The organism is Blastopirellula retiformator, from assembly GCF_007859755.1.
GTDB classification, from domain to species: Bacteria; Planctomycetota; Planctomycetia; order Pirellulales; family Pirellulaceae; genus Blastopirellula; species Blastopirellula retiformator.
Window position 1 is genome coordinate 86,380 of sequence record NZ_SJPF01000007.1, and the last position, 16,667, is coordinate 103,046.

Annotated in this window: 12 protein-coding genes and 1 pseudogene; 3 read left to right on the forward strand and 10 right to left on the reverse strand. The window is 58.0% G+C overall.

Annotated features, from left to right (window positions below; all coding sequences use genetic code 11):
* Positions 1–223 precede the first annotated feature (223 nt).
* Entirely contained in the window at positions 224–2,644 is a 2,421-nt protein-coding gene (locus Enr8_RS23970; protein WP_146436651.1) for a hypothetical protein, read from the reverse strand.
* Between the two features lie 402 nt (positions 2,645–3,046).
* On the opposite strand from Enr8_RS23970, the gene topA reads away from it, so the two are divergent.
* Positions 3,047–5,854: a type I DNA topoisomerase gene (gene topA, locus Enr8_RS23975; protein WP_146436653.1), complete on the forward strand. Its 2,808-nt coding sequence runs from the start codon at positions 3,047–3,049 to the stop codon at positions 5,852–5,854.
* Between the two features lie 55 nt (positions 5,855–5,909).
* Here the strand turns inward: topA and Enr8_RS23980 are convergent, their stop codons facing one another.
* From Enr8_RS23980 to Enr8_RS23995, 4 genes are all read right to left on the reverse strand, one after another.
* Positions 5,910–6,887 carry a hypothetical protein gene (locus Enr8_RS23980; RefSeq protein WP_146436655.1) on the reverse strand — a complete coding sequence of 326 codons (978 nt, stop codon included), beginning with the start codon at positions 6,885–6,887 and terminating at the stop codon, positions 5,910–5,912.
* Positions 6,888–7,050: 163 nt separating this feature from the next.
* Complete coding sequence (locus tag Enr8_RS23985; RefSeq protein ID WP_146436657.1) at positions 7,051–7,443, reverse strand: hypothetical protein; 393 nt, start codon at positions 7,441–7,443, stop codon at positions 7,051–7,053.
* A 26-nt stretch (positions 7,444–7,469) separates the two neighbouring features.
* Positions 7,470–8,474, reverse strand: coding sequence for a DUF1559 domain-containing protein (locus Enr8_RS23990; RefSeq protein ID WP_146436659.1), 1,005 nt, complete (start codon positions 8,472–8,474; stop codon positions 7,470–7,472).
* A gap of 242 nt (positions 8,475–8,716) precedes the next feature.
* Positions 8,717–9,673: a bestrophin family protein gene (locus tag Enr8_RS23995; protein ID WP_146436661.1), complete on the reverse strand. Its 957-nt coding sequence runs from the start codon at positions 9,671–9,673 to the stop codon at positions 8,717–8,719.
* A 305-nt stretch (positions 9,674–9,978) separates the two neighbouring features.
* On the opposite strand from Enr8_RS23995, the gene Enr8_RS24000 reads away from it, so the two are divergent.
* Entirely contained in the window at positions 9,979–10,674 is a 696-nt protein-coding gene (locus tag Enr8_RS24000) for a class I SAM-dependent methyltransferase (RefSeq protein ID WP_146436663.1), read from the forward strand.
* A 295-nt stretch (positions 10,675–10,969) separates the two neighbouring features.
* Here Enr8_RS24000 and Enr8_RS24005 read toward each other — a convergent pair.
* Positions 10,970–12,184 (reverse strand): annotated as a pseudogene (locus tag Enr8_RS24005) (IS4 family transposase); the annotation flags it as partial.
* 616 nt (positions 12,185–12,800) lie between these two features.
* Between Enr8_RS24005 and Enr8_RS24010 the strand changes: the two are divergent.
* On the forward strand, positions 12,801–13,640 hold the full coding sequence (locus Enr8_RS24010; protein WP_146436667.1) for an FkbM family methyltransferase: 840 nt from the start codon (positions 12,801–12,803) through the stop codon (positions 13,638–13,640).
* A 45-nt stretch (positions 13,641–13,685) separates the two neighbouring features.
* On the opposite strand, the gene Enr8_RS24015 is transcribed toward Enr8_RS24010, so the two are convergent.
* The 4 genes from Enr8_RS24015 to trpS all read right to left on the reverse strand — a co-directional run bounded on the left by Enr8_RS24015 (position 13,686) and on the right by trpS (position 16,640).
* Entirely contained in the window at positions 13,686–14,033 is a 348-nt protein-coding gene (locus tag Enr8_RS24015) for a hypothetical protein (RefSeq protein WP_146436669.1), read from the reverse strand.
* A gap of 85 nt (positions 14,034–14,118) precedes the next feature.
* Positions 14,119–14,952, reverse strand: coding sequence for a hypothetical protein (locus tag Enr8_RS24020; RefSeq protein ID WP_146436671.1), 834 nt, complete (start codon positions 14,950–14,952; stop codon positions 14,119–14,121).
* Between the two features lie 286 nt (positions 14,953–15,238).
* The gene (gene acpS / locus Enr8_RS24025) at positions 15,239–15,652 is read right to left on the reverse strand and encodes a holo-ACP synthase (protein ID WP_146436673.1); all 414 of its coding nucleotides are present in this window, start codon (positions 15,650–15,652) and stop codon (positions 15,239–15,241) included.
* Positions 15,653–15,668: 16 nt separating this feature from the next.
* Positions 15,669–16,640 (reverse strand): tryptophan--tRNA ligase, encoded by a 972-nt coding sequence (trpS, locus tag Enr8_RS24030; RefSeq protein WP_146436675.1) that lies wholly within the window; start codon positions 16,638–16,640, stop codon positions 15,669–15,671.
* Between the last annotated feature and the right edge of the window lie 27 nt (positions 16,641–16,667).

Below are 16,667 nucleotides of genomic sequence, written 5' to 3' on the forward strand. Positions count from 1 at the left end.
GCATCAGCTCGCGGTTGGACCAAAGAACGGCGGAGCGCAGGCTCAAACGATCGCCGATCCGCCGCGTGCCTACTCACCGTGGATCGATGCCTCCTGCCGACTTCGTCGGCCCCGATAGCGGGAGCTATCGCGGCTAACCCCACCTTCAAACCGTCAAGAAATAGCCAGAGCCAGCGAAATCTCGCTGGCTCTGGTTCCGTTTTCAATGGTGCATCGTTCCGGCTTAGTTTTCCGGAATCATTTGCCATTCGACGTTGAAGCGTTCGAACAGTTCTTCCTGCACTTCGCTCCAGCGGATCTGCGACTTCATCCCTTCCAGGTAGACGACGCTGAACGGGTATTCTCCGTTCATTTCCGCCTTCAGTTGGTCGCGAATCTCGGCTTCGGTCTTCCGTTCGCCGGTCACGCGGGCAACGTACCAGACCGACTTGTCAGCGTTCGGCACGACGAACGTTTCGCCGACCGGAGCCGCGAAGATCGTATCGAGCGCTTCGATGCCGGTCTTTTCGACGCCGGGGATTTCGGCCAGCAGGTATTGGCCCGGCTGGCGAATTTCCTGGTAGTAGGTGATGTTGTCAGCAACGATCACCCCGTCTTTGGCCGGAACCACTTCGTTGAGAGGAGCGTCTCCCTTGGCGCCGGCGGCGATCTTTTCCGCTTCCGCCTTGGCCAGCTTCGCCGCTTGCTGCTCTTTCCAGGCGGCGACGACCTGATCTTTGACATCGTCAAAGGTCGGCACGTAGCCTTCCGCTTCATCGGTCTTCCAGTAGACGAACTGCTGGTCGGCCGGCATCGAGAACATGCTGGTCGAACTGGTTCCGGGGAACTCTTGCGGGCTGTAAAGCTCAGCTTTGCTGCCGAAGATCGCATCGATCAACCGCAGGTCATTTCGCTGCAGACCGCCTTGCTGCGGATTGAAGCTGAACTCGGCGTGCGAGATCATTCCATAGGGAGATTCCATCGCCGCGATGTAGTCCATCTTCGGCATCTCGCCATATTCCAGGCCGTTCTGCTGTGCGAGCTTCTTCAGGTCGAGCTTGTCGAACGGCGTGCCGGTCTTGTCCTCTTCATCCAGATAGAAGTAGTCGTCGTATTCCCGCTTCAGGATGTCGGCGACATTCTGCAGGGCCGCTTTGACCGAGGCTTGCGCCAGCGGACGAGCGATCGACGTCTTGATCTGCTCTTTGACTTCTTCCAGCGGACGATACTCGACCGGCGGTTGTTCGCCAGCAGGCGTTTCGCCCATCGGCGCGGCCGCTTCTTCCATCGGCTTGGCGTCGGTGGCCGGAGCTTCGGTCATCGGAGCCTCAGCGGCCGGCTTGTCGTCGGCGGGCTTCTCTTCCGCAGGCGTTTCTTCGGGGGCCGGCTTCTCTTCGGTCGTTTCTTCCTGGAAGGCGACCAGCATCGCTTCGCGGCCGGTGCTCAGGAAGCTCGATTCTTCGTCAGCCGGCTTTTCTTCCGCCGGTTTCTCGTCGGCGGCGGGCTTCTCTTCCGCCGGAGCTTCTTCGGCCGGCTTGTCGGTCATCGGGGCCGGTTCGGCCGGTTTCTCTTCGGTGGCCGGAGCTTCCATCTTCGGCTCTTCGGCCGCCGGTTTCTCTTCAGCGGGCTTGTCGTCGGCCGGGGCCTCTTCGGTGGGCTTCTCTTCGGTGGGCTTCTCTTCGGGCGCCGGTTGGTTCATCGGGGCGACTGGATCAGCGACCGGCTTGCGGAAGCTACTGTCCTTGTTCTCTTCGTAGTATTCGGCGACTTGCTCGTCCGAGATCTTCGCCAATTCGGCTTGCAGGAACTTGTCGTAGTCCGCTTTGACGTAACCGATCGCCGCTTTATCCAATTGCAGGAAGCCGGGATCGCCGGTCTGCGGGTTGCGGATCTGGTCGTTGAACTTGTTGAACAACTTGCGCAGGTCCGCATCGCTCGGATTTTGCTTGACCTTCGAGAGATAGTCGGAGGAGTTGACCGGGTAGAGCTGAACGTCAATCGTCCGGTTCAAGTTGCGGAAGTTGACCCACGCCGAGGCGGGCGTCGCGGTGCTGATCCCTTCCAGGAGGAGACGCTTCGTCTTTTGCACTTGAATGACGCGACGGAACATCTCGAACATCTGGTCGTAAGTAATCCGACCTTCATTGCCTTGGGCTTCCGCCAGTAGTTCGTTGTATTGATCGGGGGTGATGCTGCCGCCGGTGACCGAGGTCATGAAGTCGCGAACGATGTCGTCGCCGATCGCAATCCCCAGGCGTTCTCCTTCGAGCGAGAACAAGTGATCGGTGATCACCTGGCGAGTCGAAATTTCTTCTCGCATCGGACCGCCGGGCGAATTCGGGCCTGAAGCCGACTGATATCGCAAGCCAGAGATTGGCGGCGACGGCGGATTCGGAAAACCGCCCACTTCCTGCGTGCGGGCGATCGCCAGGCCGGTGATCAACGAGACCAAGCTCGAATCTTGGCGAAGCCGATCAATTTCGGGCGAGGTCAACGGCGCGCCGTCAATTTTGACGACCGTCTTGTCCTCGGCTTCAAAGGCGGCGCGCTGCGGGAAGAAGCTGGTGACGACGCCTCCGATGGTGAAGACGATCATCAGCAACACGCCGAAGACGGCTAGCAGTGCTTTTTGGTTCTTACGGAAGAAATGAAACGGGTTGCGCATGGGTTCCAATCCTTAACACTGACGCATTTGGCGCCAGCGTCACCTCTTGACATCGCGATACAAGACGCATTATTGGTTTGCTGCGGCTGATGCTCGCGGACGAATTCGACCGATTGTAGGGGGACGCGACCTAAATTCAATCCCAGTATCGCCTAGCGATGCACAAGTTGGGTCGCTCGCCATGGCCGCGCCCCACCAAGAAGTCAAAATCTCGGACCGGCGGGAGCGTTGTTTTTTCACAATTCGCCCCCCATGTGCCGGGAATTTTGATTCCTTGGATGTTAACGAATAAGCCAAACATAAATACGCAACTTAGGAAGACCACGCAATCTGTCAGATATGTAATGACGACAGACGCACGACGCCGCGTGAAGCCTTCCCCCACATTGAGAATGACACCCCATGGCGAAAGCTGCAAAGCCCTCGAAGAACGCACTGGTCATCGTCGAATCCCCGGCGAAAGCACGGACGATCTCGAAATACCTGGGCTCGGGCTACACCGTCGAGGCCAGCATCGGCCACGTTCGCGACCTGCCGCATGGCGCGAAGGAAATGCCGGAGAAGTACAAAAACGAGGAATGGAGTTACCTTGGCGTTAACGTCAACGAAGACTTCGAGCCGGTCTATATCGTTCCGCCCGGCAAGAAACAGCAAGTCACCAAGCTGAAAAAGCTGCTTAAGGAGGCAGACGAACTTTACCTCGCGACGGACGAAGACCGCGAAGGAGAAGCGATCAGCTGGCATTTGCAGGAGATCCTGCAGCCCAAGGTTCCCGTCCATCGTCTCGTTTTTCACGAAATTACCAAAGATGCGATCCTGAACGCGGTCGAAAACCCGCGGACGATCGATGACGGCCTGGTGCGGGCTCAAGAAACTCGCCGCATTCTTGACCGGCTGTACGGCTACGAAGTTTCGCCGCTGCTGTGGTACAAAGTTCGTCCCCGGCTATCGGCTGGTCGCGTGCAAAGCGTCGCGGTTCGCCTGATTGTCGAGCGTGAGCGGGAACGGATGGCGTTCCACTCGGCCACCTATTGGGACCTGGTCGGCACCTTCATCGCCGACGGCAAAAAATTTAACGCCGTGCTGACCGAAGCGGACGGCCGCAAAATTCCGTCGGGCAAAGATTTCGATACGACCAACGGCAAGCTAAAAAATCCAGACGCGATGCTGCTGATGGACGAAGCGGGCGCCAACGACCTGCTGGCCCGTCTGCAAAGCGCCCAGTTCTCGGTCGAATCGCTCGAGAACAAGCCGTTCACCAATAAACCAGCCGCGCCGTTTACGACCAGTACGCTGCAGCAGGAAGCGAACCGCAAGCTGGGCTTCACCGCTCGGCACACGATGCGGATCGCGCAAAACCTGTACGAAAACGGTCACATCACCTACATGCGTACCGACTCGACCAACCTGGCCGAAGTGGCGATCAACGCCGCTCGCGATCTGGTGAAGAGCGAGTACGGCGCTGACTATCTGCCGGAGAAGCCGCGGATTTATTCGTCGAAGGTGAAGAACGCGCAGGAAGCTCACGAAGCGATTCGTCCTGCCGGTCATCCCTTCCAAAAGCCGGAAGCGCTGAAAGGAACCCTCAACAACGACGAGTTCCGCCTGTTCGAGTTGATCTGGAAACGGACGATCGCCAGCCAGATGGCCGATGCCCGCGGTTTCCGCATTGCGATCACGCTCGCAGGGGGCGGCGCCAAGTTCTACGTCAGCGGTAAGACCATTGAATTTCCTGGCTTTTTGCGGGCCTATGTCGAAGGTTCGGACGATCCCGACGCCGAATTGGCCGACCGCGAGACCTTGCTGCCGGCGATGAAACAAGGCCAGGACGTCGACAAGGATTTGTTCGAGCCGAAGAGCCACACCACCCAGCCGCCGTCGCGATACAGCGAAGCGTCGTTGACCCGCGCTTTGGAAGAAATGGGGATCGGCCGCCCGAGTACGTACGCCTCGATTATCGATACGATTCTCGATCGCGAGTACGTCTTCAAGAAGGGAACCGCCCTGGCGCCGACCTGGCTGGGGTTTGCCGTCGCCAAGCTGCTGGAAGAGCATCTGCCGAAGCTGATCGACTACCAGTTTACCGCCAAGATGGAAGACGATCTCGACGCGATCAGCCGCGGCGAGGCGGAACAAAGCTCTTACCTGCGGGACTTCTACTTCGGCCATGATCAACATGGTCTAAAGGAGATCGTCCAAGGCAAAATCAAAGATGTCGACGCCCGGCTGGTGAACTCGATTTCGCTCGGCAGCCCGGCCGAAGGGGAACACAAAGCAGAGGTGATCGTCCGCGTCGGTCGCTATGGGCCGTTCGTCGAACAAGGGGAACGCCGCGGCAGCATTCCGTCCGACCTGGCGCCCGACGAAGTGACGCTGGAAAAGGCGCTCGAACTGCTCGACAAGGCGCAGCTCGGCGACGAGCCGCTCGGTTATGACCCTGCCACGGGACGCCCGGTCTTCATCAAGACAGGCCGGTATGGCGACTACGTCCAGCTCGGCTTGCTGGAAACCGACGAAGAGCCGGAAGAGATCGAAGAAGAAAAGCCGAAGGGCAAAAAGAAGGCGAAGGCGGCCGACAAAGAGAAGCCGAAAAACGCCTCGTTGCCAAAGGGAATGCAGGCCGGCGACGTGACGCTGGAAGTCGCCCTGAAGCTGTTGTCTCTTCCCCGCGAAGTGGGCGAGCACCCGGAGTCGAAAGAGCCGATCATCTCGCAGAACGGCCGCTTCGGTCCGTACATCAAATGCGGTAGCGAAACCCGCTCGCTCGGCGATATTTCGCCGGTCGACGTGACGCTGGAACAGGCGCTCGCCCTGCTGGCGCAACCCAAAACGTCGGGTCGCGGCCGAGCGGCGCCCAAAGAGCCGCTCCGTAAGTTTGATCCTTCGCCGGTCACCGAAGAAGAGATCAAGCTGATGGAAGGTCGCTATGGACCGTACCTGACCGACGGCCAGACCAACGCGTCGCTGCCGAAGGGCGTGACGGTCGAAGAGGTGACCTTCGACCAGGCGGTCGCCCTGTTGGCCGAACGGGCCGCCAAGGCCCCGCCGAAAAAGAAGAAGGCGGCCAAGAAGAAGACCACGAAAAAGGCGACGACCAAGAAGGCAACCGCGAAGAAAACGGCCGCCAAGAAGACGACGAAAAAGAAAACCACCAAAAAGGCGACCGCCGAAGCGAAGCCCAAAAAGCCGAAAAACACGGACAAGTGGTAAACGCACAACATGTTGGTTGGGCGCGTTGTGCCCAACCAACATTGAATGCGTGCGGTTAGTTTTTCGGCAATTGCTCGATGTTTGACGAATCGTGCAGCTTTTTCATCTCTTCGTCGCTTAGCGCCCGGTCAAAGACCGCCAAGCCGCCGATTTTGCCTTTCAGCGTTTCGCTGAAGATGCTGCCGACGGCGTAGCGAGCGCCAACGGTGAAATCGGCCGGGCCGCTCGGCTTGGTTTCTTTGTGCTTCTCGGGGTCGTAGCTAAAGATGCCGCGGCCGTGGTAGTATGGGTTCATGCCGCGATCACCGCCGTCGGGGCCTTCGGTGGTGAAGTAGGGATCGGTGCGGCGATCTTTCTTGGCGTCTAGCTCACGCTCTTCCAGCACGCCGTTGAAGTAGGCGCGGATGTACTTGCCGTCGTAGGTAAAGCCCAGGGTCACCCATTCTTTCTCCGGCACTTTGGAAATCGACGAAGCGTAGTCGCAGCACCACGGGAACGCGCTGCCGTCAGCGCGGCGAGTAACGCCACCTTCGGCGGAAATATGCGGCGTCAACTGACGCGGACCGCCATAAGCCGGCATGTTCAGCAGCATCGCGTATTGGCGGACGCCGCGGTCGTCGTGCCGCCCTTCCCCTTCATTCCAGATACCGGCGATCGTGACTCCCTTCTTCATCTCGTCGAGACGAACAACGGCGAACATCGTCACCTGAGCGTCCTTACCATGGATATCGAGCATCCCCAGTTCTTCGTGCAGGATGCGAAAGTACTGGCGGCCCTGAAAGTGAGCCGAGTACCCGGAGTAAGGACCACCGTCGGCACGAGCCACTTCGCCCCCTTCTTCGGCCAGCGGATGCGGCGCGTCGCCGGCGACCGAAGCCCGCGGCGTGCCCGGCTCTTCGCCAAAGGTCCAAAACGCGACCAAGTCGGGCGTCTTTTCCACCACGTTGGCGTCGCCAGTCGGCTCAGCGGCAGGCAAAGCGGAAACGACTAAGCAGCAGGAAAACGAAAGCGCAAGCAGAAGGCGCAGCGGCATGATGAAACTCACAGTCAGGGCGGTGAAATAGAATGGAGGGCGACTTCGACTATAGTCCTCCCTCTGGCGACAAACAAGCAAGCAAGCAAGCGGCCCGCATCCTCGAAACGTGTCCAACGGGGGAACGTCGCGAGAATGCGGGCCGCAATTTCAGCCATCTTGTCTAGAGCGCGATGTCGTGAGAGTTATCCCCTTCGACAACGGCGTACTCGAGTGTTGATTTCTGGTTGTACTTGGCGGGAATCGATTCCTTGAGAATCGGATCTTGGGTGATCTGATCGCGGCCCGCCTCGACGGTGCGTGAGACCTTGACCGTCTTCTTGCCAGTCGTCGCGGTGAGGGAATACTTCCCATCCACGATTTCCGAGGATGCCGGCGCCAAGCCAATCGCCGCGTCGTCCGCCGCTTCAAAGCTGATCAGCCCCGATTCGAGCGGTTTCCCTTCGAAAGTGACGGTACCAGTCACGGTATGCCGCGCCGGCCCGTTACTTTCCGACACACGACAACCGCAAACGATGGGCAACAAAAGGCCCATCGCCAAAAGTGCAATACGCATAAGACTCTGTTCCTAAGAGTGGTTGATTACGGCAGCGAAACCACGTTACCGTCGTTGCGAGCGCCGAGATTGCCGAAGGTCGGCAGATCGATCGTTTCGGGGAGGAAGTGGATCGATCCGTCGGCGAACAACGCATTGACGCCGCCCGGATGATCCGAACGGAGCGGGCTGTTGTTGCCATAGTTGCCGCACACCCCTTCGCTGCTGCAACTGCCGGAGAACGGCTCGATCTGGTTGATCGCATAACGAAGCGTCGTCGTGTTGAACGCGCGACCTTCGGTCGAACCCGAGCCAGGCAAATTGGTCGTGTTGTCGTTCAGGCCGATCGTCCCCATGTTGAAGCCGTACTGAACGCTACGATAGTCCCTCTTGTTGCCCGAGCTATCCTTTAACCAGGCGCCGACTTCGCTGACCGCCATCGTATTGCTGCTGCCGTCAGTGATCGAAGCGAACGTCGTGCGACTGTTGTAGTACAGAACGCCGTTCAAACCAGAGACGCCGTTGTCGGTGTCGTTTTGATTGGTGGCGGTGATGCCGGCAAAACCATCGACGACGCCGGCAATTGAAATGTAGTCGGCAATCATCGTCTTTACCGAATCATTGCCCAGTTCCTGCGACAGCGACGCCGAAGGACACTCGTAGATTTTGAAAATTGGGCTGCCAGCGTCCACGCCGCAGGCGTCGCTGACCGAACCGCCGTTCCAGTGTTCGCTAAAGTCAATGATGTCGTAGACGTTCCCCAGTTCGACATAGGGCAAGATGTGGACCATCCAGCCAGTTCCCCAGCGCCGTGAGGTCGCTGTGCCAAACGGCGCCAAGTTATTGGTCGTGCCCGGGGGGAAGCGGCCAAAGGTGTCGTGGAAGTTGTGCAGGGCCAAACCATGCTGCTTCAGATTGTTGATGCATTGCGAACGCCGAGCCGCTTCGCGGGCCTGTTGAACCGCCGGCAGCAGCAGCGCAATCAAAACTCCGATGATTGCAATGACGACTAGCAACTCGACCAGCGTAAAGCCCGAGCGACGCATTTTCATAAGACACCTGAATCAATAAATAAGCACGAATCCGTTTTAGGCGTCACAGAAAACACGCCTATTGGGGGAAAAGAGACTCGCAATATAACAACGCAAGTATCAAGAATCAACAAAAGACAATGTTTTTTTACATTACTGCTTTCACACAAGGCGGCGAAAGTGCCCATTGCGACTGGATTTGCGCACCAGCATCCTGCGTTCGCAAAAAAGAACAGCCAATTTGAGAATGCAAGGCCGCCGTGTTACAGCACGGTCCCCTTCACCATCGGCGGCATCTCGGGCAGGTCGGCCTCGTCGAGCATCTCTTTCAGATTCCCTTCGATCGTGACGCTGATCGAGGTCAGCGGCGTGTCGCCGGGGCGGTTTTCGAACGGGTCTTCGGTTCGTTCGCCGATCTGATCCAAGCTGAGAAAGATGAAGTTGATCAGCAGCGCCAACGGAATGTTGAAGATGCCGAGCACTTCGACAAACGCAAACGGCACCAACGTGCCGTGCAAAAAGACGAAGACCCGCGAGTAGTAACTGTACGGGCGCGGCAGCGGCGTGTTCTTAATCCGCTCGCTCATCCCCTGATGATTGTTGAACTCGGTCAGCGTCTCCGACAGTTTGACGAAGCGATAATCGGAGATCCAGCCGCGCTGAAAGGCGGCCAGCAGTTCGCGCCCCTGGATCATCAGCAGGTAGTTGGGCGGGTTCTCCTTCGAGAGGACCTCATCCGCTTCGTCACGCGTTAAGAACGGGCGAATGTCGTCGTACGTATTGCTCGTTTCGACATACTCATCTTGGTATTTGTTGTAGGGGCGGCGCTGCCGCAGGAAGACCCGCAGCGCATGCACGAAGGCGATATGACGATAGATCAATCGCCGCCGCCACTCATTTTTCTCGGGGGTAGCGTCGCCGCTTTCGTCCCCGGCCAGCGTCAACACTTCGCGTCCCCAGGCCCGGCTGTAGTTGACCAACAGGCCCCAGATCTTGCGGGCTTCCCACCAACGATCATAGGCGCTGTTGTTCTTAAAGCCGAGGAAGATCGCCAGCGCCGTGCTTAGGGTGGCGACCGCTTCAAACGGGACGCTTAGCTTCTGAATCGCCAACTCGTGGTGCAAGAAGTAAACGATCACCGACAGCAGGAAGAAATAGAGCATGCTCTTCCATGCATAGAAGAGCATCTGCCGGAAGCTGAGATTTCTGCGGACGATCATCGTGATACCCTTGACGTGATACTGTTGGCCGCCAATCGATTACGCGAAGCCGACGACGACTCCGTATCTCCGGCTCCGATCGTCGACGCAGGAGAATCGACGCCGAACCAGGGGCGTCGGAATATTCGCCTAGCCGCAGGTTTTATGAAGAAACCATGATCACGTCTACCACAAAGATTGCGCCAAGCTTCACATCATTCCCGCACCTTCTGGGCGACGATGCTGAATTCACGCCAATCCTTTGAGCGTCGTTTCCAGCAAACGTCATCACTGCCATCGCGACGAGATCTACGAGGAATTGAACGATGATTGACGTTTCTAAGATCGATTTCATCGACTACGGCTGCAAGTTCGGGGGAAGCTTCAGCATTGGATATCGCCTGGGGGGAAAGCGAGGCCTAGGGTTCGACATTCTCCCCCACGTCGTCGACGAAGCGGTCCGCCGCGGCCATCAGGCGGTCGTCGGCGATGCGACCGATCTGGCGATTCCCGATAATTCGGTTCGCTTCTCGATCATGAGCCACTTCCTCGAGCACTTGCCCGACCTGGAGAGCGTCGAAAAGGCGATCGCCACCGCGCTTCGCGTTTCGACCGATTGTATTTTTCTTCGTGGTCCGATGTTCGACGATGAGTACCTGGCGAACTTGGGGCTGAAGACCTACTGGTCCGACTGGACCGGTCACCCTTGCCACCTGACCGACAAACAACTCGAAGCGATTCTGGCGAAGCTTGGCGTCGCTCGGTCGTCGTATCGGCTGAACTGGGTCAGCCCGATTCGCAGTTCCCGCGACAAGACCATTCACCCACTCGATTCCCCCAAGGATCAACATGGCTACGTTGCCAAGAAACATCCACCGAAGCCATTTGTTGTCTTCGATCAGACGCTGTATCGCGAATGGGTCTGCATCGTCCTGCTGAATAATGATCGACGACTCTACTCGCAGCTTTACCCTGGCAATCCGATCATGCGACAGCTGACCTGGTGGGGCCTGGTCGCCTAGCAGTCCGTTGATTTTCTCAACGGGCTGCTGGATCGCAGGGATGCGATCCCAAAATAGCGACGTAAGTCGTTATTTTGCGAGCCGCGAAGAGCTATGCTCTGAGCCTGGCGAGGTTGGAAAATGCCACGAGGGCAATACTGTTCGGCACGCCCAGTCGGCATAAACAGATTTGATCCCGCTTCGACCTCTTCACGCATTTTCGCTCCGCTGCTGGACCGTGCAAGCTGCCATTTTATTTTCCACCTGCGCAGCATCAACCGAGAGACCGCTTCGACGGCGGACTCCTTACTGCCTGCTACGATTTTTTCTTCGCAGTCGCGGCGGCTTGCTTTCGGATCTTGGCGATGTGGGCCAGCATCTCCGCTTCGTTGGCCAGGCCGGTGAAGTAGTAGCCGATCATCTCGAACGTCCGTTTGCTCGGCTTGCCGCCGATCCACAGGTGGATCAACAGGCAGGCGATCATCGCGCAGTAAACCTGAATCTCGATCCCGTTTTTGCTGTGACTAATCAGATGCGCGCCACCCATCAGTTGCTTGTAGAAGCGGAAGAAGATTTCGACCGTCCAGCGATATGAATAAAGAATCGCGATGATTTCGGCTGGGGCGAACGGCATGTTCGTCGCGATTCGCAGCACGCCGTCGCTGCTNGGCGCCTTNGAACCTTTCACCTTGCCGCCAGTTCGATTNTTGTGCGGCGTGCACTTCACGCAGACAAGTCGAACCAGATGATCGGGGCGATCTTCCTTCTTGCTCGTCTTGCCAAGCAGCACGGTCTGATCGCTCAGCACGCCTGCGGCTCGATCGCCATCGGTCAGCGGATGTTCTTCGAGCACGTCATACTTCGAGTTGTCGCGCAGGCGACAGAGATAACTGCTGCCGCGCTGATCGATTGCGTTCAGCAGTTTGAACTTGGCGTAGCCGCGATCCATCGCATAAATCTTGTCCGCCTCCAGCGAACGCGCAAGCACCGCCCGCTCGTCGTTTTCGCCGCCGCCGTTAGGCGTCACGGTGATCGATTGCGGCGTGAAACTGGCGACCTCGAAGTGCGTGTGCAGTCGCCAACGCACAACGGCCGAACCGGTCGTCTGCTTCAACAGCGTCGCGGCCATGATCGACGGCAACGCGTTCACTACGCTACCATCGACGGCGATCAGCCCTTGCGCGAATTTCGCCGCTTTGGCGTCGAGTTTTCCGGCTTGAACCTGCTCGGTCAGCAGTCCGATAATGGCTTTCAGCCGTTCCGGATCGAACAGCCGAGCACTTTCGGAAAGCGAGCCAAGCGACGCTTTCTCGTTGCCAAGTTTCTGCTGAACCTTGGTCAGTTCGCTTGCCTGTGAAAGTGCTCGCAGACTAGAAATGCCGGGGTTCAAAACGTAAAGCAACACCAGCAGGCAATACTGATCGAAGTGCAACGTGCGGTTGCCAGCGACATCGCGCTCCGTCCCCTCGTCATGCAGTTGGGCCAACAACGGCCGCAACTTGGCAAAGTACTTCAGGCCTTGCACACGGATCGGTTGCTGGTCGTCGGCGCTAGCAGGCGGGGTCGCCGATTTCCGTTTTTTTGAAGACTTCCGCACGATAAAATGTCACTGCATCCAAGGTTGAAACCAAGCTTCGCCCTGCCAATGTGGCACGGCGAAATGGAATTAATTTGAATGCGCAAATGGCGTGCCGAACGGTATTGCCACGAGGGCATTTTTCAACAGGCAGCTAGAGCGGTTTTCTTCAATCTTTAGCGTTCTGGCTGGTTGCGGCCGCGCTGGTCGGCGTTGAACTGCATCGACGAATCTTTAGGATTCGCCTTGACCAGCTTGCCTCACCAACGCCAGAAACGCTACAGCTATCAGAAAAACGCGCTCGTGGACAAAAGAACCGTTTCGTTCGCCGCCCACCCCTGTCGCAGCACCCCGCACTCCACCCATTCTTCGCAACCTTCCCGCCTGGACATCAATTGCAATTGCTGCGGTTGTTTATTTTTTGAACTTGCCACCTCCACTCCCTCCCGATAGAGTATTTCGGCTACCCCATCGAGCCTGGCAGCCCACGCCACCTGACCGCGGGAAATCGCTTCCCTGATCCACAAGCGATCTGCAACACAAGTCAATCTGAAACCACGGACGGTTCAAAATGACGACCCAGGTAATTTACGATCTTGGCGCCAACAATGGCGGTGACATTCCGTACTACCTGTTGAAGGGCGATCTGGTCGTCGCAGTGGAAGCGAACCCGGCGCTTTGCGACTTGATCCAGGCGAAATTTAAGGTCGAGATCGAGCAAGGCCGCCTGGTCGTCGAAAACTGCGTCGTCAAAGCGGAAGGGGAATCAGGCGAGGTCGACTTCTATATCCACAACGTCCATCACGTCCTGAGCCAGTTGCCTCGGCCCGACGCCGACGTCATCGACGGTTACGAACAAGTTTCGCTCCCCTCGAAAACGATCGCCGACATCATCGGTCAGTATGGCCCGCCCCATTACATCAAGATCGACATCGAGCATTACGACGCCCAGATCTTGCGGGCTCTGTTCGCCGCCGACATTCGCCCTCCCTACATATCGTCCGAGTCGCATTCGATCGAGATCTTTGCGCTGCTGGTCGCCCAAGGAGGCTACGACGCCTTCAAACTAGTCGACGGCCGCACCGTGGCCGAAGTCTACGCCAACCACACGATCACTTCCCACCAAGGCGAAAAGATCGCCATCTCGTTCCCCGGCCACGCCGCCGGACCGTTTGGAGAAGATGTTGAAGGCCCCTGGATGTCAGGCAGCGACTTCGTCCAGGTCCTGGCGATCGAAGGGCTCGGCTGGAAAGATATCCACGCCACCCATCGCCATCAAGCGGCGACCAAACCGGCGTCGCTGCTGAAACACCTGGTTGGCTACGTCGACCGCAAATCGAAAGCGAAATCGCGGGAGATGATCAAGCGGTTCGGAAAGGCGCTGCCGTGGGGCAGACGCTCGGCGGCGTAACGCACTCGTGAAAGTCAGCCGCTGGACTGACGCGGAACAAGTCGTTTACAACTTGTCTTCAAAATTGGCGCCGACCTCCGCCTTCCACCCGCGGCTCTCAAATACCGCCTTCAGATCGCGTGCCAGTCGAATCTGTTCCGCTTCCTGAATCGTCGGCTTCGTCGGCGACGCCTGAAGCTCAAAGCCGTAGAACAAAAAGCCATCCTCTCCGCTCATCTTCGCCTGATCCGCGTCGGAATTGGCGAAGATATCCACAAAGTTACCCCGCAAATCAGCACAACGCGCCGGGCCTCCGCCTGAGTCGGGAAACGGAGTCCGAATTGCGTCGACAATCTCCTGATCGCTCGACGGGCCGTCGATCATGATAATGAATTGCAGCGTGTATTCAGGCATCGGAAATTCTTCGGCGGTGACGTCGCTTATTCATGCGGATCTAATCACGATTATCACATCGGCGCCGTCTTCGCAAATCTGGGGTTCAGAGCAGTAGATCGCGAGGATAACAAACCCGTTCGGGCAAATCCTCAAATTCAATCAGCCTACGATCCAGCGCCAAGCGGCTTAATCCCAGCCCGAAGATGCAGAGAAAGTGATCGATGTCGGTATGGAACTCGTAGGAGGTCCGGCGGCAATTATTCTTTTCGTGCCAATCCAGCAGCGCATTGAGCGATTCCAGGAACATCCGAGGATCGTTCCAGCGAATCGCAATTTGCATCTCCGCCATCCAACGCCCCCGCTTGGCGCTCATCGGCAGATTTACTCCCTTCGGTTTTTCCGCCAGGCCATCCTCTTCGCCCAGCAGCAACGGTTTGAACGCCCGCACCAGTTTCACTTCATAGGGGCGGCACGTCGAGGAGGTCGGGCTGACGAATCTCGCCTTGCGCGGCTCCGCTTCCCGCTGCGTTAGCTGCGCCGCTAGTTCTTCTCGACCTGACAATAGCGCAGAGCAAATGCCGAAGAGCTGATGCCGTGAATTCGTCAGACTGTAATCCTTCTCGCCGGCGGCGTTGCGATTCACTTCGGGATGCGGCGTAGTTCCTCGTAAATCGAGCACCGATAGGTAAGACTCTGCACAACGCTCGCAAGCCTCAGACACTTCCGCCAGCGGATAGCCGAGCGCGTACTTCAACAAGCCAATCGCCCTGTATTCAAGGCACAACGAGTAGTACCTGCCCTGTAACCGCTCGCTTTGCGGATTGTCGTCGATCCAGGCGATGCTCTGCTGCGCATATTCTTCGGCCTTGCGCAGAGTCCCAGGAAGCGACTCAAACATGCAATCGGTGATTCTAGGCGGATCGGTTGAGTCGGACATGGGAGAGATCAACGTAGAGACAAGAGGCGCAGTTGGCAAACGCCCCTAGTAAACTCCGTCCCCGCTCCTCGTTCAAGCAGAATCTGCGATCATCCGGGGACCAAAGATTTTGGCCGCAGATGGCTGTTGCCGAAAAGAGAGAGGGGCGGCGACGAGGCTTGGCTTTCGACGACCTGAAGCGGCGCGCTAAGCGAATGGACGCGACGCAATCAGAATCTGCGTCACGAAGACATGCTCTTCTCGCGTGCGACGCGATAAGAACATGGCGCCAGCCGTGGCACACCGGTTATTCGCGGCCGCCTAGATTCGTAAAATCGTCGCCGCCGACGGCGGTGGCGTAGGCGATGGCGTGCGATCGGCAGTGGGAGATGCTGATCATGATGTCGAGGATGCCGCGGCGTTGGCTTGACTCGAGGGCGCCGCCGCTGAGGTTGATGCGGGGTTTCCCGCCGAACAGGTTTTCTACCTCGACGTCGCGCCAGGTGATTCCTTTTATCCAGCCGGTGCCGATCGCTTTTAGCACCGCTTCTTTGGCGGCCCAGCGGCCGGCGTAGTGCTGGGTGGCCGCTTTTCGCGAGCTGCAGTAGTCGATCTCTCGCGGCGTAAAGACGCGGTTGACGAACAGCTCGCCATGGCGTTCGATCATTTGGGCGATGCGGAGACACTCAATGATGTCGGTTCCGATTCCAATGACGTTCATTGCTCTCTCCCCTGCCCTACTTCGCTGGCTTCAAGCCGCACGCTTCTTGAGCGCGAAGCAACACGGCGCCTGCCTGTTTGCGAGCGGCGGCGGCGCCATCGCCCAAGATCTCGCGCACCTTGTCCGGCTGCGCGGCCAGCTCTTCGCGCTTGGCGCGGAACTCGCCAAAGTACTCGTCCGCCGCATCGGCCAACGCCTTTTTGACGTGACCATAGCCAAAGCCCCCTTTGCGATAGAGGTCGGCCATTTCCTGCAGCGCGTCTGGCTGAGCGAACAAGCGATACAGCAGGTATAGATGATCCGATTCCGGATCTTTCGGATCTTCCATCGGCCGCGAGTCGGTCACGATCCGCATGATCTTCTTCCGCATCGCCTTGGCAGGCTCAAAGATCTCGATCGTGTTGTCGTAGCTCTTCGACATCTTCTCGCCATCAGTACCGACCACCTTGGCCGACGTGTCAAGCTGCTTCGCCTGCGGCAGGACAAAGACATCGCCAAAATGATGGTTGAAGCTTTGGGCCAGATCGCGGGTCACTTCGATATGCTGCACCTGGTCGGCGCCAACCGGCACGATGTTGGCGTCGTACGCCAAGATGTCAGCCGCCATCAACACCGGGTAGGTGAACAGACCGGCGCCGGCCGATAGCCCGCGGGCAATCTTGTCTTTGTAGGCATGGCAACGTTCGAGCAAGCCCATCGACGCGCCAGTCATCAAGATCCAGCAAAGCTCCGACACTTCCGGCACATCCGACTGCACGAACAGATTCGCTTTGTTCGGATCAAGGCCGAGCGCCAGCAGATCGAGCGCCGCGTCGAGCGTGTTCTGCTGCAGCCGCTCTTTGTCGCGAACGGTGGTCAGCGCGTGCAGGTTGGCGATGAAGTAGTACGACGCATCTTCGTTCTGCAGATCGATGTACTGCCGAATGGCGCCGAAGTAGTTCCCCCAGTGGAATCTTCCGGTGGGCTGAATGCCAGACAAAACGCGCATGATTTACGTACAGCGATGGAGGGAAGG